This is a genomic window from Gordonia otitidis (assembly GCF_020735545.1).
Taxonomy (GTDB): Bacteria; Actinomycetota; Actinomycetes; order Mycobacteriales; family Mycobacteriaceae; genus Gordonia; species Gordonia otitidis.
Genome location: NZ_CP085974.1, coordinates 354,662 through 375,845, shown reverse-complemented (window position 1 = coordinate 375,845; position 21,184 = coordinate 354,662). Strand labels below are relative to the sequence as shown.

The following is a 21,184-nucleotide window of genomic DNA, read 5'->3' as shown; positions in this document are numbered from 1 at the left end:
CGAGTTCAACCGACGCGAATCAAAAAGTTCGGGTCACCGAAACCCGGTACCAGTGCCATCCCAGACGCGGCTTGAGTTGGCAGACGCGGCTGGTGCACCAGCCGCGTTCACATGCTCGGGCCGCGTGTGGGGCGCCGATGGTCACTGGAGGAGGCGCCACACCCGATCCCTCGACATCGGCAGCTCGTAGGGCCGACAGCCGACGGCCCGTCTGATCGCGTTGGCCAGAGCCGGTGCCACTGGGTTGTAGGGCGACTCACTCATCGACTTCGCGCCGTAGGGACCGAGGTCGTCGGACGTATCGGCGAAGTAGACCTCGGTCTCGGGGACATCGGCCATCTGCGGCACCCGGTAGGTGCGGAACACCGGGATGAGCGGCACGCCCTTGCCGTCGAGCATGATCTCTTCGTACAGCGACGATCCGATCGCCTGGGCCACACCGCCCTCCACCTGTCCGCGGCACTGTTGCGGATTCATGACCGTGCCGGCGTCGGCGGCCTGGACCGACTGCAGTATGCGGACTGTGCCGGTGGCGGTGTCCACTGCAACGCGAAATGCGTGCACGTTGAACGCGATCGACCGCAGTGCACCGCTCTCCGACCCGCTGGCGGCGATACGGTCCCCGACACGATGAGCGGGATCGACGGCTGCGATGAGTTCGCCGAAACCGACGAGTCTTTCGCCGACCAGTGCACCGTCGGGTACCAGCCGGACGGCGTCGGGAGAGGTTGCGGTGATCGAGGACGCGGCGTCGAGCAGCAGAGTGCGTAGCGCAAGAGCGGCACCGTGGGTCGCCTTGCCCGCCACTGTGATTCCTGCAGAAGCGAACGCGCCGGTGTCGTACACCGCCGCGTCGGTGTCGCCGTGGTGCAACACGATGCGCGACGGATCGGTGCCCACCGCCTCTGCGACGATCTGCGTGAGGACCGTCGTCGTGCCGTTGCCGAACTCCGCCGTGCCGACCCCGACGTGATATCGGCCGTCGACGCCGACACTCACCTCGACCGTGGAGAAATGTCCACGCGGTGCCATGGTCGCGATGGCGGCGATGGCCATGCCCTCGCCCACACGCCACGAATCCCCTTGCGGCACAGCCGCTCCGTTCCCCTTCGCCAGCGCATTCTGGGCGAGGTCGAGACACTGGTCGAGGCCGTAACTGCCGTAGACGAGGTCGTCCTCCGGTTCCGGGTGTGCGATCAGGAGCGGGTCGCCGTCGCGGACCGCGTTGATCCGGCGTAGTTCGAAGGGGTCGATGTCGAGCGCGAGGGCCAGTTCGTCCATCGCGGACTCGACCGCCAGGATCACCTGCCCGAGCCCGTAACCGCGGAACGCGCCGGACGGCGGGTTGTTGGTGTAGACGACCTCGGCGTCGATGCGCTTGACCGGGCAGTTGTACACCGACACCGATTCGGCGCAGGCGTGGAACATCACCCCCATCGAGTGATTGCCGTAGGCGCCGGTGTCGGAGAGGACGTCGACCTTCATCGCACGGAGCCGGCCGTCGTCATCGGCGCCGAGGTCGACCGCGACGCGGAAGGGATGACGGTACGTGGTGCGGGTCATCTCGTCGGTGCGGGTCATCTCGTAACCGACCGGCGCGCCGGTGCGTAGAACCGCGATCGCGACGAGGTCTTCGGTGAGCAGTTCCTGCTTGCCGCCGAAGCCGCCGCCGACGCGCGCACTGAACACCCGGATCTGTTCCGGCGGTAGTTCGAGCAGCAACGCCAGTTCGTCGCGAACAAGGAACGGAACCTGGGTGCTGGTGCGGATCACCAGGCGACCGTCGTCGTCGAGCCAGCCGATGGAGCCATGTGTTTCCAACTGCGCATGCGATATCCGCGCGGTGCGCCACGTTCCGCCGACGGTCACCGGGGAGTCGGCGAGTGCGGAATCCACATCACCGCCGAAGCCCTCGTGGAACGAGGAGATGACGTTGCGGCCGGCCTCGAACACCCGGTCCTCGGGAGTGCGGTCTGGATGGACGAGCGGCGCGCCGGAACTCCTGGCCTCCTCCGGATCGAAGACGCCCGGCATGATCTCGTACTCGACGTCGATGAGTCGGCACGCCTCCTCGGCGATTCCGGCGGTGTCGGCGACGACCGCGGCAACCCGCTGACCGACGAACCGCACCACGGAGTCGAGGACCAGCGTGTCGTCGGGGTCGTCGGCGCGGGATTCGTGTCGCGCGGTGGAGAACCGTCGCGTGCTGACGTTCTCATGGGTGAGGACCAGCGCGACGCCGGGCAGGGCCTCGGCCGCCGAGGTGTCGATCGAGAGGATCTTGGCATGCGGGTGCGGAGAGGTCAGGACGCGCAGGTAACGCATGCCGGGGACCGCGACGTCGAAGGTGTACGGCTCGTTGCCGGTGACCACACGACGTGCCGCCGGCGGGGCGAGTGAGCTGCCGACCGCGGGGATGGTCTGGCCACCGCACCCGTCAGCGGTGTCCGCTCGACCAGCAGGCGTCGAGGACGGCGAGATCGCAGGGGAGGCTCCCTGCCGAATGGCCTGGCGTATCGCGCGATATCCGGTGCAGCGGCAGAGGTTTCCCTTCATGGTGCGCTGCAGTTCGTCGGTGTCGGCGACTGTCTGCGGGTCGAGGGTCGACGCGGTGACGATCATCCCCGCGGTGCAGAAACCACACTGGAACCCGAAGTTGTCGACGAACGCCTGTTGCATGGGATGGAGGTCGTCGACGGTTCCGAGACCGGATACCGTCGTGACGGAGCGACCGTCGACACGCTGTGCCGGGAAGATGCACGAGTGCACCGGCTTACCGTCGACCAAGACCGAACACGCACCGCAGTCACCCGCGTCGCACCCCTTCTTGACCTCGAAATGTGCCTGCTCGCGCAGGAACGTCCGCAGGCACTGTCCCGCGGCGGGCTGGGCTTCCACGGCATCGCCGTTGATCTCGAATTTCACCGCGCACCATTGTCTTTCGTCGAGCGTGAGAGCTCGACACGGATCTGTTCTGCCAGAGTTGCCGACACGCTGCGTCGCCAGTCGGCGGCACCGAGCGGGTCGGTGTAGTAGCCGTCGGCCGCCCAGATGTCGGCCCGCAGGCGGTCGGCGTCGGGTAATCCCTCGTAGCGCAGTACCGTCGGCCAGAGGGTTGCGGCGGTGATACCGAAGACAGCTGTGTCGTCCTCGTCGTGCCGGCCGGTGATCACCGCTCCGGACCGGCCGAGCTCCGCGAGTGCGATCTTGCGGAAACCCGTTCGGGCGCGCAGTGCGTAGCCGGGGATGTCGATCGCGCGTAACACGTCTCCGTCGCCCAATGTGTTGGTGCCGTTGCCGGTCACCAGTTCGGCGACGGGGACGGTGTAGTCGGTGCCGTCGGCACGCCAGACGAGTGCCCGTCCGTCGAGGCCCGACGCGAGTGACACCATCGAGGCGGCCGCGAACGATCGGCAGATGTTACCGCCGACTGTTGCCACGTTCCAGATCTTGAAGGAAGCGAGAAGCGCTGTGGCGCATTGGAACAGCAGCGGGTGGGCATGCCAGCCACGTTGTGCGGGCAATTCGGCGAGCTGGGCCACCGTCGCCGTCGCCGCAATCCGCAGACCGCCGTCGGGAAGGTCCTCGAACGGTTTCCAACCGATCCTGCTGATGTCCACGACGCCGGTCGAGGCCACCTGGGGCTCGGAGAAGAACCAGGTGCCACCCGCGACGATGCGTTCGCCGTCGGCGAGTCGGAGGTCGTCGCGATCGTGTGCGTAACGGTAGGTCGAGATGGTGTGTAGATCCATCAGATCCACCAAGCTGTACTGCTCGCAGTGATCATGAGTGCACTCCGGTCGCCTTGTCGAGGAGCCGACGGTGCTCATGAGCGCAGTCGGCGGCGACTGCGTCTGTGTCGACGGTCAGCATCTCGGCATCGGCGACGACTTGGGCCCCGTTGACCCAGGATGCCCTGATCGGTGGAATGGCGCCGAGTACCAGGGCCGCGATCGGGTCATCGATGTCGGCGTGTGCGAGCCTGCTCAGATCCCAGAGGACCAGATCGGCGAGTTTGCCGACCTCGATCGAGCCGATCTCCTTGTCGCGTCCCAATATTCGTGCCCCGCCGATGGTGGCCAGCTCGATCGCCGTACGCGTGGTCAATGCGGTGGGGCCACCCCTGGCGCGGGCCATCAGCACAGCCTGGTGTGCTTCCTCGAGCAGTCGAGCGGATTCGTTCGACGCCGCGCCGTCGACGCCGAGACCGACGGGTACCCCGGCGTCGACAAGATCACGGGTGCGGCAGATGCGATTGCCCAGTCGGGCGTTGGAGGTGGGGCAGTGGGCCACACCGGTTGACGTCGCGGCGAGTCGGACGATCTCGTCGTCGGCGAACTCGATGCCGTGGGCGAACCATACGTCGTCGCCGATCCAGCCGACCGATTCCATGTATTGCAGTGGGGTGCAGCCGAAATGCTCGTCACAGTAGATGTTCTCGTCGACTGACTCGGCGAGGTGTGTGTGCAGGCGCACGCCGAGTTCCCGCGCGAGAGCCGCGGATTCGCGCAGCAGGTCGGTGGTGACCGAGAAGGGTGAGCACGGTGCGAGTGCGATGCGCAGCATCGACTCCGGTGCCGGATCGTGCCAGCGGGTAACGGCATCGGAACTCGCGGCGAGGATCTCGTCGATACCCTGCACCACCGTGTCCGGGGGGAGTCCGCCGTCCTTCTCGGACAGATCCATCGAGCCGCGTGTGGGGTGGAAGCGCAGACCGGTGGTGCGGGCCGCCTCGATCTCCGCGCCGAGGAGGTCGCCTCCTTCGCGGGGGAACACATAGTGGTGGTCGGTTGTCGTCGTGCATCCCGACAGTGCCAGCTGCGAGAGGCCACCGAGAGCTGCGGTGTGCACGGCGTTCTCGTCGATACCCGCCCAGATCGGGTACAGCGTGGTGAGCCATTCGAACAGTGTGTGATCGGCGGCGAGCCCGCGGGTGATCCACTGATAGAGGTGGTGGTGGGTGTTGATCAGGCCGGGTGTCAGGACGCAGCCCGAGCCGTCGATTCGGGCGACGTCGGCCGGAAGTGGTGGTGCAGCGACCTCGTCGTCGATGATCGCGGTGATCGTAGTGCCCTCGAACAGTACCGATGCCCGCAACAGTTCCCGCCGCCGCGGGTCGACGGTCACGACGGCGGCGTTCTCGATGAGTGTTGCTGAGGGCACAGCGACACGCTACGACGAATGGGCCTGCGCGGCATGTCGGGGTGCCCGGCCGCGCACCCCTGTGGTGTCGGTTACGTGCGCCGGGTGGCCGCCGGGATCAGGCGGTGATGGTGACCGGTGTGCCGTCGCCCGCCCAGTCGTAGAGGTGCTTGATCTGGTCGCCGGGCACATGGATGCAGCCCTCGGAACCCTGCGTCCTGTACTTCGTGGTGTCGCCGTAGGGGAACTTCTGCCAGGGCGAGTCGTGGAAGCCGATGTCGCCGAAGAGATGCAGCCAGTAGTGCACGAAGACCGTGTATCCCGGTCCACTCAGCGTGCGGTCGACGTCGTGACTCTCGATCTGCCAGGTTCCGAGCGGGGTACCTGCACCGCGGTCGACGCTTCCGGTGGTGACGGGCACGTCGGAAATCTGACGTCCGTCCTCGCAGAGGGCCATGTGTTGCGACGCGAGGCCGACGACGATCGCCTTACCCGTCGCGTTCGCGGGACATGACGGCAGGGGAGGAGCAGGTGCGGCGACGACCGGCAAGGGTTTCGGATGCTGTGCCGACTCGGCCGACGCGGACGAACGCTGCGTGAGGCCGGTGATCGTGGCGATCGTGACGGCCAGCACCGCTACCGCCGCGAGAGCGGGCCACGCGTATCCGAGCACGAGCGACCTCGTCGTGTGACCACGACCCTGCTTCTTGGCAACCGATATCATTTCGTCCGACGTTACCGCAGACCGGACGAGAGGCAGTTCCTACCCGTGTCGGTGCAGACACCGGGTGCGTGGGTAGCGGGCGTGCTCGGGGAGGTCACCGGCCGCGCGCAGGACGGTACGGAATGGAATCGCTCACGGTCACATCGACGTCGATCGGTCGGCCGATCTGGGGAAACGCCCGCTGTGGACACGCGGATCTCGGGCACACCTTGCATCCGGCGCCGATCGGCACGGTTCGACGGTCGTCGGCGAGGTCGACACCTGTGGAGTAGATCAGGCGGTCGGCGTGTGCGAGGTCACAGCCGAGTCCGATCGCGAAGGACTTGTGCTGCGTGAGATAACCCTGTCCCTCGTCGGTGCTGCGTGCCAGCCAGAAGTACGACCTGCCGTCGGGCATCTGCGAGACCTGGGTGACTATGCGGCCGGGAGACGCGAAGGCGTCGTGAACGACCCACAGCGGGCAACTCCCGCCAGCCCTCGAGAAGTGAAACGCTGTGGCGGACTGCCGTTTCGAGATGTTCCCGGCTCGGTCGGTCCGCACGAAGATGAACGGTATGCCCCGGTGTCCCTGGCGCTGCAGCGTCGACAACCGATGGCACACGGTCTCGAAACCGACGTCGAACCCGACACAGAGCAATTCGATGTCGTACCGCGCATCCTCCGCAGCTGCGCGGAAACGCCCGTACGGCAGCAACAATGCGCCGGCGAAGTAGTTGGCCAGGCCGATCCGGGCGACAGACTGCGACTCCTTGCTGAGTTCCGTCGCCTCGGCGATGACCGCGTCGACCACGTCGCCTTGCGTGATCAGTGCCAGTTGCGTCGCGAGCTGGAAGGCACGCTGCCCCGACGTGAGTCGACCGGCGAGATGGACGACACGCTGCGCGGGGTCGTAGACGCGTTTGGGTTGACGCGCGGCCCCGGCGGGATCGTCGTCGTGCGCGATCGACACCGAGATGCCGTGTTCGCGCGATAGGAGTGTCGCCAATTGGAGGTCGAGGCCCCCGATGTGTAGGTGGTGCCGATCGAACATGTCCTCGGCGGCACGGTCGAGGACGTCGATGTAGTTCTTGCGGTCATAGAAGAAGTCGCGAACCTCCTCGAACGGCATCGGGATCGACGACGCGCCGTCGGAGTGCGAGGCGCTGCCCCGGTAGGTCTCGAGCTCGGATTCGGCCGCGGCGAGGCGGCGGTGCAGCGTCGAGATCGTGCGGCCGACCGCGGGCATCCTGGAGACGAGCTCGGTGATCTCCGCGCGCGTGACGTCGCCGGCATCAGGATGCGTGTACAGCGCTTCGGCGAGGTCGGCGACGAGTCGCGCGTCGGTGTCCGCGGCGAAGTAGTCGGCGTCGAGATCGAACTCGTGGGTGAGCGCGAGCAGGACCGAGACCGTGATGGGGCGTTGGTCGTTCTCGAGTTGGTTGACGTAGCTGGTGGACTTGTCGATCCGGCGTGCCAGCGCTGCCTGCGACAGCCCGTGCTCGTCGCGGAGACGTCGCAGGCGAGCGCCGACCAGCAGTCGTCTCGATGTCGAAGCAGCCATCTCGGGAGTGTAGCGCCATCGCCATCCGCAACCTTTGCAAAATTCGGACCAAGAGTCCGCAAAAATACGCACTGTCCAGCACTTTCGAGGGTGAACCCCTTCTGCGTACGGTGCGAACATGATCATTCACAACGTGCGTACCCATCGCAGCGCGGAGACTTTTCCGCAGTCTGAGCACCTCGCTCAGAAGATCGCCGAGGTCGCCGCCGACCCGGTCGAGGTACCGGTCGACACGACGGACATGGTGATCAACCGCATCATCGACAACGCTGCGGTCAGCGCGGCGTCGGTGATCCGACGGCCTGTGACAACCGCGCGTGCGCAAGCACTCGCTCACCCACAGGCAGCCCGAAAGAACGGTGCCGGGGTGTTCGGGGTCGGGGGTTCGTACTCGCCCGAGTGGGCCGCGTGGGCCAATGGAGTCGCCGTTCGTGAGCTCGACTTCCACGACACGTTCCTGGCAGCGGAGTACTCACATCCCGGCGACAACATCCCACCGCTGGTCGCTGTCGCCCAGCATGTGGGCGCGACCGGCGCCGATCTGATCCGCGGCCTGGCCACCGCATACGAGATCCAGATCGACCTCGTCCGCGGAATGTCGTTGCACGAGCACAAGATCGACCACGTCGCCCATCTCGGACCTTCGGTCGCCGCGGGACTGGGTACCATGCTGCACCTCGACGCCGAGACCATCTACCAGGCGGTCGGTCAGGCGCTGCACCTCACCACCGCCACCCGACAGTCCCGAAAGGGACTGATCTCGAGTTGGAAGGCGTACGCGCCGGCCCACGCGGGGAAGATCGCCATCGAGGCCGTGGACCGGGCGATGCGCGGGGAGGGCTCGCCCGCACCGATATGGGAGGGCGAGGACGGTGTGATCGCGTGGATGCTCGGTGGAGCCGACAAGGTCTACGAGATCCCGCTACCCGGTCCCGGCGAGGCCAAGCGCGCGATCCTCGACAGCTACACCAAGGAGCACTCGGCCGAATACCAGAGTCAGGCGCCGATCGACCTCGCGCGCCGAATGCGCGAGCGGATCGCGAATATCGACGACATCGAATCGATCGTGTTGCACACCAGTCACCACACCCACGTGGTGATCGGCACCGGCTCGAACGACCCGCAGAAATTCGATCCCTCCGCGAGCCGGGAAACGCTCGACCACTCGGTCATGTACATCTTCGCCGTGGCGCTGCAGGACGGCACCTGGCACCACGAGTCCTCGTATGCGCCGGAGCGCGCCAACCGTCCCGACACCATCGAACTGTGGCGCAAGATCTCCACCGTCGAAGACCCGGAGTGGACGCGGCGCTACCACTCGACCGACCCTGCCGAGAAGGCGTTCGGCGCCAAGGCGGTCGTCACGCTGCGCAGCGGCGAGGTGATCACCGACGAACTCGCCGTCGCCGACGCCCATCCGCTCGGTGCGCGTCCCTTCGCGCGTGCGCAGTACGAAGCGAAGTTCGCCACCATGGCCGACGGCGTCATCGACGTAGCCGACCAGCAGCGCTTCCTGACCGCAGCCCGGGGGCTCGCCGAGCTCGGCTCGGATGGCCTCGACGCCCTGGTTCCCAGAGTGCTGCCCGTGGTTCTCGACAAGGCGCCCACCATCGGGTCGGGGATCTTCTGATGTCCGCGACCAACACGACAGCAGGATTGTTCTCCTCGGCGGTGTCGGCATCCGACAAACGTCGCGCACTGCGAACCGGTCTCGCCTGCGGCGAACTGCAGCGGTGGCCGGGCGCGTTCTCACCGCTGGCGGCCAAGCTCATTGCCGATGTGGGTTTCGAGGGTGTCTACGTCTCGGGTGCCGTCCTGTCGGCAGATATCGGACTGCCCGACATCGGACTGACCACCCTCAGCGAGGTGGCTGGCCGGGGCGGGCAGATCGCACGTGCGACGGATCTGCCCACTCTCGTCGACGCCGACACCGGCTTCGGTGAACCGATGAGCGCGGCGCGGACGGTCGCAGCGCTCGAGGACGCGGGGTTGTCCGGATGCCACCTCGAGGATCAGGTCAACCCGAAGCGGTGCGGCCACCTCGACGGCAAGGACGTTGTGCCCACGGCGGATATGCTCAAGCGCCTCGCCGCGGCCGTGTCTGCGCGCCGTGACGAGAACTTCGTGATCTGTGCGCGCACCGACGCACGGGCGATCGAGGGACTCGACGCCGCGATCGACCGCGCCAGGGCCTACGCCGACGCGGGTGCCGATCTCATCTTCACCGAGGCGCTGCGTGATCTGTCGGAGTTCGAGGCGTTTCGCGCCGCGGTGGACGTTCCGTTGCTCGCCAACATGACCGAGTTCGGCAAGTCCGAACTCCTCACCGCCCGACAGCTCTCCGACGTCGGATACAACGCCGTCATCTATCCCGTCACCACGTTGCGAATCGCGATGGGCGCGGTGGAAGTGGGATTGCGCGAATTGGCAACGGCGGGAACGCAAGTCGGTCTTCTCGACGGCATGCAGCATCGCAGCCGCCTGTATGAGCTGCTCCGCTACGCCGACTACAACGACTTCGATTCCGAACTCTTCACCTTCCGACTGCCCGGCGAGACAATTACGGAGACAATGTCATGAGCGCACCATCGGTTGACCAGACCATTCACAAAGGGCTCGCAGGCGTCGTCGTCGACACCACCGCGATCTCCAAGGTGGTCCCCGAGACCAACTCGTTGACCTACCGTGGATACGCGGTGCAGGATTTGGCTGCGCACTGCAGTTTCGAACAGGTCGCCTACCTCCTGTGGCACGGTGAGCTGCCGACCGACAACGAGTTGGCGGCGTTCACCCAGCGGGAGCGCGCGAGCCGTCGGCTCGACCGTTCGGCCCAGGCCGTTCTCGCCCGAATCCCGGAGAACTGCCACCCGATGGACGTCGTACGGACGGCGATCAGCTACCTCGGCACCGAAGACCCGGACGAGGACGACGCCAATCCGACTGCAAACTTCGACAAATCGCTGCGGATGTTCGCCGTACTGCCGACGATCGTCGCCGCGGACATGCGTCGACGACGTGGCCTCGACCCGATCGGACCACATCACGCGCTCGGCTACGCCGAGAACTTTCTGACGATGTGCTTCGGCGAGCTTCCCGATCCGGTCATCGTTCGGGCATTCGAGAAGTCGATGGTGCTCTACGCCGAGCACAGCTTCAATGCCTCGACCTTCGCGGCCCGCGTGGTGACCTCGACGCAGTCGGACATCTACAGCGCGGTCACCGCGGCCATCGGCGCACTGAAGGGGTCACTGCACGGCGGCGCCAATGAGGCCGTCATGTACGACATGATCGAGATCGATCGCCCTGAGCGTGCACGAGGCTGGCTCGAGGGCAAGCTCGCGAACAAGGACAAGGTGATGGGGTTCGGTCACCGCGTGTACAAGAATGGGGACTCGCGGGTCCCGACGATGCGCGACGCGCTCGTGGAGGTGTCCGAGCATCTCGGCGATGACCGGTGGGTGCGGATCTACGGCGAACTCGAGCACCTCATGGCCGACCGAACCGGAATCCTGCCCAACCTCGACTTTCCGACCGGACCCGCCTACCACCTGATGGGATTCGACATCGGGTCGTTCACCCCGATATTCGTGATGAGCCGCATCACGGGGTGGACTGCGCACATCATGGAACAAGCTGCGTCGAACGCGTTGATTCGCCCGCTGAGCGGATACACCGGTCCAGAGCAGCGCGAGCTCACATCGTGAGACAAAAGTGATACAACGACCTCACTTTAGGATATGTTGGACCGCGACGATTGTTACCGGACCCGTTGCGGGTCACGGCCACACACGGCCTTGACGGTGTGACCTCGACGAATGGAAGTTGTGACCCGAGATGTTTGAGAAAGTCCTGGTTGCCAATCGCGGTGAGATCGCGATCCGAGCGTTTCGCGCTGCATACGAACTCGGTGCGGGCACCGTCGCGGTCTTCCCGTATGAGGATCGCAATTCACTGCACCGCTTGAAGGCCGACGAGTCGTATCAGATCGGGGTACCCGGGCATCCGGTACGGGCGTACCTATCGGTCGACGAGATCATCGGAGCCGCGCTGCATTCGGGCGCCGACGCTGTCTATCCGGGTTACGGGTTCCTGTCCGAGAATGCCGAGTTGGCCGCGGCGTGTGCCGAACACGACATCACATTCGTCGGACCACCTGCTCATGTTCTGGAGCTGACGGGCAACAAGGCGCAAGCCGTCGCGGCGGCGAAGGCTGCGGGCCTGCCGGTGTTGGCATCGTCGGAGCCCTCGGCCGATGTCGACGAGTTGGTCGCGGCCAGCGCGGACATGACGTTCCCGCTGTTCGTCAAGGCGGTCGCCGGTGGTGGCGGCCGCGGCATGCGCCGCGTGGCCAGGCGTGAGGATCTAGCCGAAGCGATCTCAGCGGCATCGCGGGAGGCCGTCACGGCGTTCGGTGATCCGACGGTCTTCCTCGAACAGGCGGTGATCAATCCGCGGCACATCGAGGTGCAGATCCTCGCCGACACCCGGGGCAACGTCATCCATCTGTTCGAGCGTGACTGCAGTGTGCAGCGACGGCATCAGAAGGTCGTCGAGTTGGCGCCGGCGCCGAATCTGGATCCGCAACTGCGCGAACGTATCTGCGCAGATGCCGTGGCGTTCGCCCGGCAGATCGGCTACTCCTGTGCGGGAACCGTCGAGTTCCTTGTCGATGAGCAGGGCAACCACGTCTTTATCGAGATGAATCCGCGCATCCAGGTGGAGCACACGGTGACCGAGGAGATCACCGACGTCGATCTCGTCGGCGCCCAGATGCGGGTCGCGTCGGGACAGTCACTGCAGGAGTTGGGCCTCGACCAGGAATCGATCTCGATTCGGGGCGCTGCCCTGCAGTGTCGCATCACGACCGAGGACCCCGCCGACGGATTCCGGCCCGACGTAGGACGGATCACGGCGTATCGCACACCGGGCGGTGCCGGTATCCGTCTGGACGGCAGCGCGGTGCTCGGCGGCGAGATCAGCGGGCATTTCGATTCCATGTTGGTCAAGCTCAGTTGTCGGGGGCGTGACTTCGACACCGCGGTACGACGCGCTCGTCGTGCGTTGGCGGAGTTCCGCATCCGCGGGGTCGCCACCAACATCCCGTTCCTGCAGGCGGTTCTCGACGATCCGGACTTCGCCGCAGGACACGTGACGACGTCGTTCATCGAGGATCGTCCGTGGCTGTTGACCTCGCGTGGATCAGCCGACCGGGGTACGCGAATCCTGTCGTATCTCGCCGACGTCACGGTGAACAAGCCGCATGGAGAGCGTCCGAGTACCGTGTATCCGCGCGACAAGCTCCCCGTCGTCGACCGCTCCCGCCTGCTTTCCCCGCCGGACGGGTCTCGTCAACGTCTGCTGACATTGGGCCCCACCGGTTTCGCTCGTGATCTGCGTCAGCGGTCGGCCGTCGGGGTCACCGACACCACGTTCCGTGACGCTCACCAGTCGCTGTTGGCGACACGGGTACGGACCAGCGGAATGCTCGCGGTCGCACCGTACGTGGCGGCCATGACGCCGGAGCTGTTGTCGGTCGAGTGCTGGGGTGGTGCCACCTACGACGTCGCACTGCGGTTCCTCAAGGAAGATCCGTGGGATCGGTTGGCGCAGTTGCGTGAGGCGATGCCCAACATCTGCCTGCAGATGTTGCTACGTGGCGCCAACACCGTCGGTTACACACCGTATCCGCAGAAGGTCACGACGGCATTCGTGGCCGAGGCCACCGACGTCGGCATCGACATCTTCCGTATCTTCGACGCGCTCAACAACATTGACGCGATGCGGCCTGCGATCGACGCCGTGCTGGAGACCGATCGCGCCGTCGCGGAGGTGGCGATGAGCTACACCGGCGATCTCGCGAACCCCGACGAGAAGCTCTACACCCTCGACTACTACCTGCGGCTGGCGGCGCAGATCGTCGACGCGGGCGCACATGTGTTGGCCATCAAGGACATGGCAGGCCTGCTGCGCGCACCGGCGGCGGAACTGCTGGTGTCGGCGTTGCGGCGTGAGTTCGACCTACCGATCCACGTCCACACCCACGACACGGCGGGCGGCCAGTTGGCCACCTACCTCGCTGCGGTCGACGCCGGTGCCGACGCCGTGGACGGCGCGTCGGCGCCGCTGGCAGGTACCACCAGCCAGCCGCCGCTGTCGGCGATCGTCGCCGCTTTCGCACACACCGAGCGCGACACCGGCCTCGACCTCGGCGCGGTCTGCGATCTGGAACCGTACTGGGAGGCCGTGCGAAAGGTTTACGCCCCCTTCGAATCCGGTGTTCCCGCACCGACCGGCCGGGTGTACTCGCACGAGATCCCGGGCGGGCAGCTGTCGAATCTGCGTCAGCAGGCCATCGCGCTCGGGCTCGGTAACCGCTTCGAAGCCGTCGAGGAGGCGTACGCCGCCGCAGACGCGATGCTCGGACGGCTCATCAAGGTGACGCCGTCGTCGAAGGTCGTCGGTGACCTGGCACTCGCGTTGGTCGGTCAGGGCATCGCACCTGCAGACTTCGCGGCCAACCCCGGTTCCTACGACATCCCCGACTCGGTGATCGGTTTCCTCCGCGGCGAATTGGGCGAACCCGCCGGTGGCTGGCCCGAACCGCTGCGAACACGAGCGCTCGCCGGTCGCACGGCACCGCGACCGGTCGAAGAGTTGTCCAGCGCCGACTCCGCGGCTCTCGACATTGCGGGGCGCGGCCGCCAGGAAACGCTCAACAGGCTGTTGTTCCCCGGCCCGACAAGAGAATTCGAGGAGCATCAGGAGACCTACGGCGACACCTCGCGGTTGTCGGCGAACCAGTTCTTCTACGGGCTGCGCTACGGCGACGAGCACCGCGTCGAACTCGAACCGGGCGTCGAGCTGCTCATCGGACTCGAGGCGATCAGCGAAGCCGACGAGAAGGGCATGCGTACGGTGATGTGCGTGCTCAACGGGCAGTTGCGTCCGGTTGCGGTGCGTGATCGCTCCGTCGACTCCAAGGTCGCTGCCGCTGAGCGGGCCGATCGGGCCAACCCGAATCACGTGGGCGCACCCTTCGCGGGCGTGGTCTCGCTGTCGGTGGGTGTCGGCGACGAGGTCGCGGCGGGCGCGGCGATCGGCACGATCGAGGCGATGAAGATGGAAGCGACCATCACCGCGCCGGTCGGCGGCAAGGTCGCGCGCGTCGCGGTCTCGCAGGTGCAGCAGGTCGCGCCGGGGGATCTGCTCATCGAGATCGGTTGACGCGCAACGGCCTGTCGATCCGGACGAGATGTCGGCCGGGCGTAGATCCGTATGACGCTGAGCCCGGTTGTGCGGGCGAGTGGTCATACGGATCGCACCGGCAGGTCACTCGATCACTGTGGAGTCCAGTGTGCCGTCGCAGCGGTCACGGGTCGTTCGGATCAGGGCGGCGTTCGGGTCGTCGACTGTTCTGATCCATTCGAGTGCATCGTCGACGCTCCGTCCCGTCGCCACATGCCGGGCGAGGAGTCGTTGCTGTCTGATCGCATCGGGAAGGTCTACGAACCAGAGCTGGTCGAGCATGCCGCGAACAGGCGCCCACGCGCCACCGAACCCGAGGTAGTTGCCCTCGACCACAACGATTGTCGCTGTGGTGGCGATGAGCGACGACGCTGCGATCGGTTCGCCGAGAATGTGGTCGAAATCGGGTGTGTACACCTCGGCTCCAGGCGTGGCTGCTCGACGAAGCGTCGCGACGAAGCCGTCGACGTCGAAGGTGTCCGGAGCGCCGCGACGCTCGACGCGGTGCAGGAGACGCAGCATCGGAGTCGCGAGGTGGAAGCCGTCCATCGGTAGATAACCCACGTGAGCATCGCCGACCCGCTCCGCGAGTTCGCGCGTAGCTCGTCGGGCAACGGTGGTCTTACCCGCTCCCGGTGGGCCGGTGAAGCCGACGACCACTCGAGAGCGGCTGGTCGCGAGGTCGAGGATCTCGCGGACCAGCGCGTCGATGACCATGGGTTCGACGATACGGGTGGCGTCGTCGGGAAGTGGGCGGTTTTGCCGCCAGTACGAATCGACGATGTGGACGTTGCAGTTCGACGTCCGGGGTGACCGGCGAATCGTGGTGACGTTCCGTATCGGCGCGCAGAATCCGCCCCCGACGGATCGGGGGCGGATTCAGCGCATTATCAGTCCTCGACGTCGCCGCGCACCGTCGCGGCGGCGGTGACCAGGTTGGTCAGCGACGCGATGACCTCGGGCGTTGCTCGCGTCTTGAGTCCACAGTCGGGGTTCACCCAGAGACGTTGTGGCCCAACGGCAGTGAGTGCTGCGCGGAGCGACTTCTCGATCTCCGCCGTACCCGGGACGCGCGGTGAATGGATGTCGTAGACACCCGGGCCGACCCCGTTCGAGAAGCCGACTTCGTTGAGGTCATCGAGCACTTCCATCGCCGAGCGGGCGGCTTCGATGGATGTGACGTCGGCGTCGAGGTCTGCGATCGCACCGATGACCTCGCCGAACTCCGAGTAGCAGAGGTGCGTGTGGATCTGCGACGTGTCGGACACGCCCGACGTGGCCAACCGGAACGCCCGCACGGCCCAGTCGAGGTATGCCCTCTTGTCGGCGTCACGCAGTGGCAGCAGTTCCCGCAGTGCAGGCTCATCGACCTGGATGATGTGGATCCCGGCATTCTCCAGATCTACCGTTTCGTCACGGATGGCGAGTGCGATCTGGTCGGCGGACACCGACAACGGCTGGTCGTCGCGAACGAACGACCACGCCAGAATCGTCACCGGTCCCGTCAGCATGCCCTTGACCGGCTTGTTCGTCAGCGACTGTGCATAGGTGATCCAGTCGACGGTCATCGGGTGTGTGCGCACCACGTCGCCGTACAGGATCGGCGGGCGAACGCAGCGGGTGCCGTAGGACTGCACCCAGCCGTTCGCGGTGGCGACGAAGCCGTCGAGTTGTTCGGCGAAGTACTGCACCATGTCGTTGCGCTCGGGTTCGCCGTGCACGAGCACGTCCAGCCCGATCTTCTCCTGCAACGCGATGACGTCGTCGATCTCGGCGCGCATCCGCCGCTCGTACTCGGCGGTGTCGATCTCGCCGGACCGCAGTGCTGCCCGCGCGAGACGGATCGCCGAGGTCTGCGGATAGGAGCCGATAGTGGTCGTCGGTAACGTCGGGAGGCCCAGGCGCGCATTCTGTGTGGCGATCCGCTCGGTCGCGTCACCGCGTGTCACGTCGTCGTCGGTGATGGCTGCCAAACGTTCCTGCACGGCGGCGACGTGGACGCGGGGATCCGACTCGCGTGTCGCCAGTGCTGCCGACGACGCGTCGAAGGCGGCGGCCTCGGACTCACGGCCGCTGCGTAGCGCGCGGGAGAGCACCCCGACCTCGTCGTACTTCTGTGCCGCGAACGCCAACCAGCCGCGCAGATCGTCGTCGATTCCGGTCTCGGCGTCGAGGGTGTAGGGGACGTGCAGAGTGGAGCATGACGTCGAGACCGCAAGCGCCCGTGCCGATCCCAGCAATGTCCCGAGTGTGGCGAGCGCCTTGTCGAGATCTGTCCGCCAGATGTTGCGTCCGTTCACCACACCGGCGACGAGTAGTTTGTCGGCGAGTTCGGGTACCGAGACGACGGTGTCGACAGAACCCTCCACCAGGTCGACACCGATCGCCTCGACCGGTGTACGTGCCAGTGCCGCAAGAGAATCCCCGGGATCGCCGAAGTAGGTGTTGACGAAGATCGCGGGACGGCTCGTGGCGTCGGCGAGCGTCGAGTACACAGCGCCGGCGAGGGCGGGGAGGTCGTCGGCGTAATCGGTGACGAGGACAGGCTCGTCGATCTGGACCCAGCCCACACCGGCCTGCGCGAGCCTGCGGAGCAACTCGACATACACGGCGACAGCGTCGTCGATCCGCGACAGCGGTGCCGCAGCGCCGTCGACGGGCTTCGACAGGGCGAGGAAGGTGATCGGTCCGATGACGACGGGACGGGCGTCGACCCCTTGCGCGTGCGCCTCGGAGACCTCGGCGAGCACCTTGTCGGGGTGGCACGTGAACGTCGTGTCGGGTCCGATCTCGGGGACGAGGTAGTGGTAATTGGTGTCGAACCACTTCGTCATCTCCAGCGGTGCGATCTCGCCGGTGCCCCGAGCCGCGGCGAAGTAGCGGTCGAGCGGATCGGCGATGCCGTCGTACCGGGCGGGTAGGGCACCCACGAGCACAGCGGTGTCGAGGATCTGGTCGTAGTAGGAGAAGGTGTTGATCGGGATCGAGTCGAAACCGGCGGCGACCAACTGTGCTGAGGTATCCCGTCGCAGGTCGGCGGCCGTCTGCTCCAGATCGGTGGCGCTGACGCGCCCGGCCCAGTAGCCCTCGATCGCCCGCTTGAGCTCGCGTCGCGGGCCGATACGGGGTGTACCGGGAACGGTGGTGGTGAACGGGGCGGCCACGGGCCCCGAGGTGTGGCCGGCGGGTGAGGTGCCGGGAGTGCTGATGGACATGAGTTCGTGAACTCCTGCATTCGATACGGACGGTTCACCGCCATGCAGGGAGAGTCGACAAGCCCCGAGTGATGCGTGGGCATCACAAAACGCTGATCGACCTGCGCCCGGTCCACGAGGCGGTGAGCCACCGGTCGCGGCGCGACCGGTACAGGAGGCAGGTCTTCGGGCTTGTCGGCACTCTCGCCATCGGCGATGTTCCTACTGGCCGTCGCTTCCCGGGCATGCGCCCAGTGCGTGTGACGGCGGTCGTTCCGACATACCGCTGCGGGACAGCTCCGGATTCTCACCGGATTCCCTCTCACCCGAGGTCGCGCAGCTGCGCGACGAACGGATTCGACGCCGCGCGCGGGACGGAGGGGCTCCATCGCGACTCCCGGCGGGCGAACCAGCTGCGGGTGCAGCATAGCGCAGGGCGACGTCGAGGCGATTCCCCGTCGCCGACGCCGTGCCTGGTTCCGACAGAACCAGGCACGGCGTCAAGGGTCTGCCTAGCGTGGGTGATACGCGCTCGAACAGTGACAGCGGCGCACTCCGATCAATCAGTTGAGGAGGCAGCAGTGCGAAGTATGACAACGGTCGGACTTTCCGACGCACGACGCATGATCGACGCGGGGATCGCCGCGGCCGAACGGATCGGCTCGCCGAGCAACATCGCCGTCGTCGACAACGGCGGGAACCTGGTCGCTCACGTTCGGATGGACGACGCCCAGCTCGGAAGTATCGAGCACTCGATCGACAAGGCGCACACCGCAGTGTTCTTCCAGTCGCCAACAGGCGATCTCGCCGCCGATTCGCTTCCAGGAGAACAGTTCTGGGGCATGGCGTTGAGTGGTCACGGCCGCGTCCTGGTTTTTGCGGGCGGCATCCCACTGATCGTCGACGGCATGGTGGTGGGAGCTGTCGGTGTCAGCGGCGGCTCCCGTGAACAGGACACGACGGTCGCCCGTGAGGCGTCGGCCGCACTGTGAGCCGCAATCCAGCGGCGTGTGACATGACGACCGGTCCGCCGGTCATCGACGATGAAGGAGAGAAGTGATGAGTACGACGTATCTGATCACCGGTGCCGGAAGCGGCTTCGGAAAAGAGGTCGCGCTACGCATGGCGGAGCAGGGACACGACGTGATCGCCGGTGTCGAGATCATCGCGCAGGTGAACGTGCTGCGCGCCGAGGCGAAGAAGCGCGGCGTCGAACTGCGTGTCGAGAAGCTCGACGTCACCGATGAGGGCGATCGCCGGAAGGCTGCACAGTGGGACGTCGACGTGCTGTTGAACAACGCGGGCATCTCCGAGGGCGGTTCGTCGGTCGACATTCCCGCCGAGAATCTCCGCAGGCAGTTCGAGGTGAACGTCTTCGGCCCGATCCTGCTGACGCAGCCGATCGCCAAGCGGATGGTGGCCAAGGGTGGCGGCAAGATCGTATTCATGTCGTCGGTCGCAGGACTCACCGTCGACCCGTTCACCGGTGCGTACGCGGGCTCGAAGCACGCCGTCGAAGCGTTTGCCGATGCGTTGGATCAGGAACTCGCCGAGTACGGAGTCACGGTTGCCACCATCAATCCCGGACCGTTCCTCACCGGATTCAACGACACGATGTTCGAGGAGTGGAAGTCGTGGGTCGACGACCCGTCGACGCGACTCTACGACTACAGCAAGCTGGCCTTCCCGCACGAGCAGTTCGACCCGGAGGAGGTCATCACCGTGACGATCGACGTCCTCACCGGTACCGACACCAACTACCGACACGTGTTGCCCGCGCACACGGTCGACGACATCAAGGCACAGACACAGGCGCAGTGGGATCGCACGCTCAACGACGGCAAACGTCCCGAACTGGTCCAGACCGCCTACGACATCTCCCCGTACACGCCGGTCGACGGCAATTCCTGAAAGGATCGAATCATGGCTCTCTCCGACAAGAAGGCACTGATCATCGCGACGTCGTATGGCGTCGAACGCGACGAACTCCTCGTCCCGCGTGATCATCTGCGGGACGAAGGTGTCGCCGTCACAGTCGCGACCGTCGACGGCGACGACGTACAGACCCTGGTAGGCGACAAGGATCCGGGCTCGACCGTTGCCGCCGATGCGGCGATCGCCGACGTCGATCCCGCTGACTTCGATGTGCTCGTCGTACCCGGTGGCACACTCAACGCCGACACACTGCGCACCGATGCGACGGCGCAGAGCGTGGTGCGCGGATTTGCCGAGGCGGGTAAGCCCGTAGCGGCGATCTGTCACGGACCGTGGCTGATCGTCGAGACCGGATTGCTCGTCGGCAAAACCCTGACGTCGTACCCGTCGTTGCGGACCGATGTGAACAACGCAGGTGGCAACTGGGTGGACGAGGCGGTGGTGAGTGACGACACCAACGGATTCACGCTGATCACCTCGCGGACGCCGGACGACCTGCCGGACTTCACCGGCGCGATCGACGCGCAACTGGCATGAGCGGGGGCCGGGGGACCGACGACGCGCAGGGTGCGTCGTCGCCCTCTGTCACCGCCGACTACCGTGCGACCGCGACGTCCGGGTTCCTTCGGAATCGACGTGCACAGTTGGCGCCCGATCCCTCCTGGCCTGTCTACAACGCCACCACCGACCGCCGGGTTGCGGGGCTGCGACGCGAGGAGATCGCCTGGGCCGCAGGCGTGAGCATGGACTACTACACCAAGTTCGAGCAGGGCAAGGTGGCACACCCCTCCCGCGCGGTCGTCGGTTCCATCGCCGACGCTCTGCGTCTGAGCGACCTCGACCGCAGGTATCTGTTGGCACTCACCGCGGAACCATCGGGTGAGCCGATGGCGACGAGCGAGGCGCTCGCCGATGCCGAGGCGGATCTGCTGGCCATCGGCACCCGACTCTTCGACACCGTGATGCTGCACCTTCTCACCGACGAGTTGATGCTCACCGCCGTCGACAAGGCGACCGCGGCCGTCCTGTTCCCCGACCGGGACTCGTCCGAGTGGCCGCTTCAACCGGTCTCGTTGCTGGAGTACATCTTCGACGACCCGATCAGCAGATCGGTGTATGTGGACTGGACGGCCAAGGCCTACGAGGTGGTCGGCTTGGCTCATCTGAATCTCGCGACGCGACCTGCGTCGGCGGAACATCGAGCGTTGATCGACCAGTTGTGGCGGTCCAGCAAGGCATTTCGCTACATCTGGAACCGCTATGAGCCGCACGACAAGAGGTCGGGGCGGTGGCGACTGCGCGTGCCGGGAGAAGGCGTCGTGGGCTGCCACTTCACGACGCTGCAGGTACGCGGTTGTGACGAACTGTCGCTCGTGGTCTACCGGCGCGACGACGAGCGGTGAG

Annotated in this window: 15 protein-coding genes and 1 riboswitch; of the genes, 8 read left to right on the top strand and 7 right to left on the bottom strand. The window is 66.0% G+C overall.

What is annotated here, in order from left to right; translation table 11 throughout:
• Positions 1 to 141 precede the first annotated feature (141 nt).
• The 5 genes from LK459_RS01650 to LK459_RS01630 form a co-directional block, all read right to left on the bottom strand.
• Positions 142 to 2,925: a molybdopterin-dependent oxidoreductase gene (locus tag LK459_RS01650; protein WP_227921379.1), complete on the bottom strand. Its 2,784-nt coding sequence runs from the start codon at positions 2,923 to 2,925 to the stop codon at positions 142 to 144.
• Positions 2,922 to 3,752 (bottom strand): FAD binding domain-containing protein, encoded by an 831-nt coding sequence (locus LK459_RS01645; RefSeq protein WP_039994557.1) that lies wholly within the window; start codon positions 3,750 to 3,752, stop codon positions 2,922 to 2,924. Before LK459_RS01645 ends, LK459_RS01650 begins: the two co-directional genes overlap by 4 nt.
• A gap of 31 nt (positions 3,753 to 3,783) precedes the next feature.
• Positions 3,784 to 5,163 (bottom strand): 8-oxoguanine deaminase, encoded by a 1,380-nt coding sequence (locus tag LK459_RS01640; RefSeq protein WP_227921377.1) that lies wholly within the window; start codon positions 5,161 to 5,163, stop codon positions 3,784 to 3,786.
• A 97-nt stretch (positions 5,164 to 5,260) separates the two neighbouring features.
• Positions 5,261 to 5,866 (bottom strand): L,D-transpeptidase, encoded by a 606-nt coding sequence (locus LK459_RS01635; protein WP_227921375.1) that lies wholly within the window; start codon positions 5,864 to 5,866, stop codon positions 5,261 to 5,263.
• 94 nt (positions 5,867 to 5,960) lie between these two features.
• Complete coding sequence (locus LK459_RS01630) at positions 5,961 to 7,406, bottom strand: short-chain fatty acyl-CoA regulator family protein (protein ID WP_227921374.1); 1,446 nt, start codon at positions 7,404 to 7,406, stop codon at positions 5,961 to 5,963.
• A gap of 118 nt (positions 7,407 to 7,524) precedes the next feature.
• On the opposite strand from LK459_RS01630, the gene prpD reads away from it, so the two are divergent.
• The 4 genes from prpD to LK459_RS01610 all read left to right on the top strand — a co-directional run bounded on the left by prpD (position 7,525) and on the right by LK459_RS01610 (position 14,630).
• A complete protein-coding gene (gene prpD, locus LK459_RS01625; RefSeq protein ID WP_227921372.1) occupies positions 7,525 to 9,036 on the top strand; it encodes a 2-methylcitrate dehydratase PrpD in 1,512 nt (503 codons plus the stop codon).
• On the top strand, positions 9,036 to 9,986 hold the full coding sequence (gene prpB / locus LK459_RS01620; protein ID WP_227921370.1) for a methylisocitrate lyase: 951 nt from the start codon (positions 9,036 to 9,038) through the stop codon (positions 9,984 to 9,986). Before prpD ends, prpB begins: the two co-directional genes overlap by 1 nt.
• On the top strand, positions 9,983 to 11,110 hold the full coding sequence (locus tag LK459_RS01615) for a bifunctional 2-methylcitrate synthase/citrate synthase (RefSeq protein WP_227921368.1): 1,128 nt from the start codon (positions 9,983 to 9,985) through the stop codon (positions 11,108 to 11,110). The genes prpB and LK459_RS01615 overlap by 4 nt, the downstream gene beginning before the upstream one ends.
• 130 nt (positions 11,111 to 11,240) lie before the next feature.
• Positions 11,241 to 14,630, top strand: coding sequence for a pyruvate carboxylase (locus LK459_RS01610; protein ID WP_227921366.1), 3,390 nt, complete (start codon positions 11,241 to 11,243; stop codon positions 14,628 to 14,630).
• Between the two features lie 105 nt (positions 14,631 to 14,735).
• On the opposite strand, the gene LK459_RS01605 is transcribed toward LK459_RS01610, so the two are convergent.
• Together LK459_RS01605 and metE are read right to left on the bottom strand one after the other, a co-directional pair.
• Positions 14,736 to 15,368 (bottom strand): nucleoside/nucleotide kinase family protein, encoded by a 633-nt coding sequence (locus tag LK459_RS01605; protein ID WP_227921365.1) that lies wholly within the window; start codon positions 15,366 to 15,368, stop codon positions 14,736 to 14,738.
• A gap of 173 nt (positions 15,369 to 15,541) precedes the next feature.
• Positions 15,542 to 17,866 carry a 5-methyltetrahydropteroyltriglutamate--homocysteine S-methyltransferase gene (gene metE, locus LK459_RS01600; protein ID WP_227921363.1) on the bottom strand — a complete coding sequence of 775 codons (2,325 nt, stop codon included), beginning with the start codon at positions 17,864 to 17,866 and terminating at the stop codon, positions 15,542 to 15,544.
• Between the two features lie 139 nt (positions 17,867 to 18,005).
• Positions 18,006 to 18,204: riboswitch (cobalamin riboswitch) on the bottom strand.
• A gap of 222 nt (positions 18,205 to 18,426) precedes the next feature.
• On the opposite strand from metE, the gene LK459_RS01595 reads away from it, so the two are divergent.
• The 4 genes from LK459_RS01595 to LK459_RS01580 all read left to right on the top strand — a co-directional run bounded on the left by LK459_RS01595 (position 18,427) and on the right by LK459_RS01580 (position 21,183).
• On the top strand, positions 18,427 to 18,837 hold the full coding sequence (locus LK459_RS01595) for a GlcG/HbpS family heme-binding protein (protein WP_082933520.1): 411 nt from the start codon (positions 18,427 to 18,429) through the stop codon (positions 18,835 to 18,837).
• A gap of 67 nt (positions 18,838 to 18,904) precedes the next feature.
• The gene (locus tag LK459_RS01590; RefSeq protein WP_227921361.1) at positions 18,905 to 19,756 is read left to right on the top strand and encodes an SDR family oxidoreductase; all 852 of its coding nucleotides are present in this window, start codon (positions 18,905 to 18,907) and stop codon (positions 19,754 to 19,756) included.
• A gap of 12 nt (positions 19,757 to 19,768) precedes the next feature.
• Entirely contained in the window at positions 19,769 to 20,317 is a 549-nt protein-coding gene (locus LK459_RS01585) for a DJ-1/PfpI/YhbO family deglycase/protease (protein WP_227921357.1), read from the top strand.
• A complete protein-coding gene (locus LK459_RS01580) occupies positions 20,314 to 21,183 on the top strand; it encodes a helix-turn-helix transcriptional regulator (protein WP_227921356.1) in 870 nt (289 codons plus the stop codon). Before LK459_RS01585 ends, LK459_RS01580 begins: the two co-directional genes overlap by 4 nt.
• Position 21,184 lies beyond the last annotated feature (1 nt).

Bases quoted from the DNA above. Each gene is read 5' to 3' on its own strand.
- LK459_RS01590 (WP_227921361.1), top strand. From the start codon at position 18,905: ATGAGTACGACGTATCTGATCACCGGTGCCGGAAGCGGCTTCGGAAAA.
- LK459_RS01615 (WP_227921368.1), top strand. From the start codon at position 9,983: ATGAGCGCACCATCGGTTGACCAGACCATTCACAAAGGGCTCGCAGGC.
- LK459_RS01645 (WP_039994557.1), bottom strand. From the start codon at position 3,752: ATGGATCTACACACCATCTCGACCTACCGTTACGCACACGATCGCGAC.
- LK459_RS01610 (WP_227921366.1), top strand. From the start codon at position 11,241: ATGTTTGAGAAAGTCCTGGTTGCCAATCGCGGTGAGATCGCGATCCGA.
- prpD (WP_227921372.1), top strand. From the start codon at position 7,525: ATGATCATTCACAACGTGCGTACCCATCGCAGCGCGGAGACTTTTCCG.
- LK459_RS01585 (WP_227921357.1), top strand. From the start codon at position 19,769: ATGGCTCTCTCCGACAAGAAGGCACTGATCATCGCGACGTCGTATGGC.
- LK459_RS01635 (WP_227921375.1), bottom strand. From the start codon at position 5,866: ATGATATCGGTTGCCAAGAAGCAGGGTCGTGGTCACACGACGAGGTCG.
- metE (WP_227921363.1), bottom strand. From the start codon at position 17,866: ATGTCCATCAGCACTCCCGGCACCTCACCCGCCGGCCACACCTCGGGG.
- LK459_RS01605 (WP_227921365.1), bottom strand. From the start codon at position 15,368: ATGGTCATCGACGCGCTGGTCCGCGAGATCCTCGACCTCGCGACCAGC.
- LK459_RS01630 (WP_227921374.1), bottom strand. From the start codon at position 7,406: ATGGCTGCTTCGACATCGAGACGACTGCTGGTCGGCGCTCGCCTGCGA.
- prpB (WP_227921370.1), top strand. From the start codon at position 9,036: ATGTCCGCGACCAACACGACAGCAGGATTGTTCTCCTCGGCGGTGTCG.
- LK459_RS01580 (WP_227921356.1), top strand. From the start codon at position 20,314: ATGAGCGGGGGCCGGGGGACCGACGACGCGCAGGGTGCGTCGTCGCCC.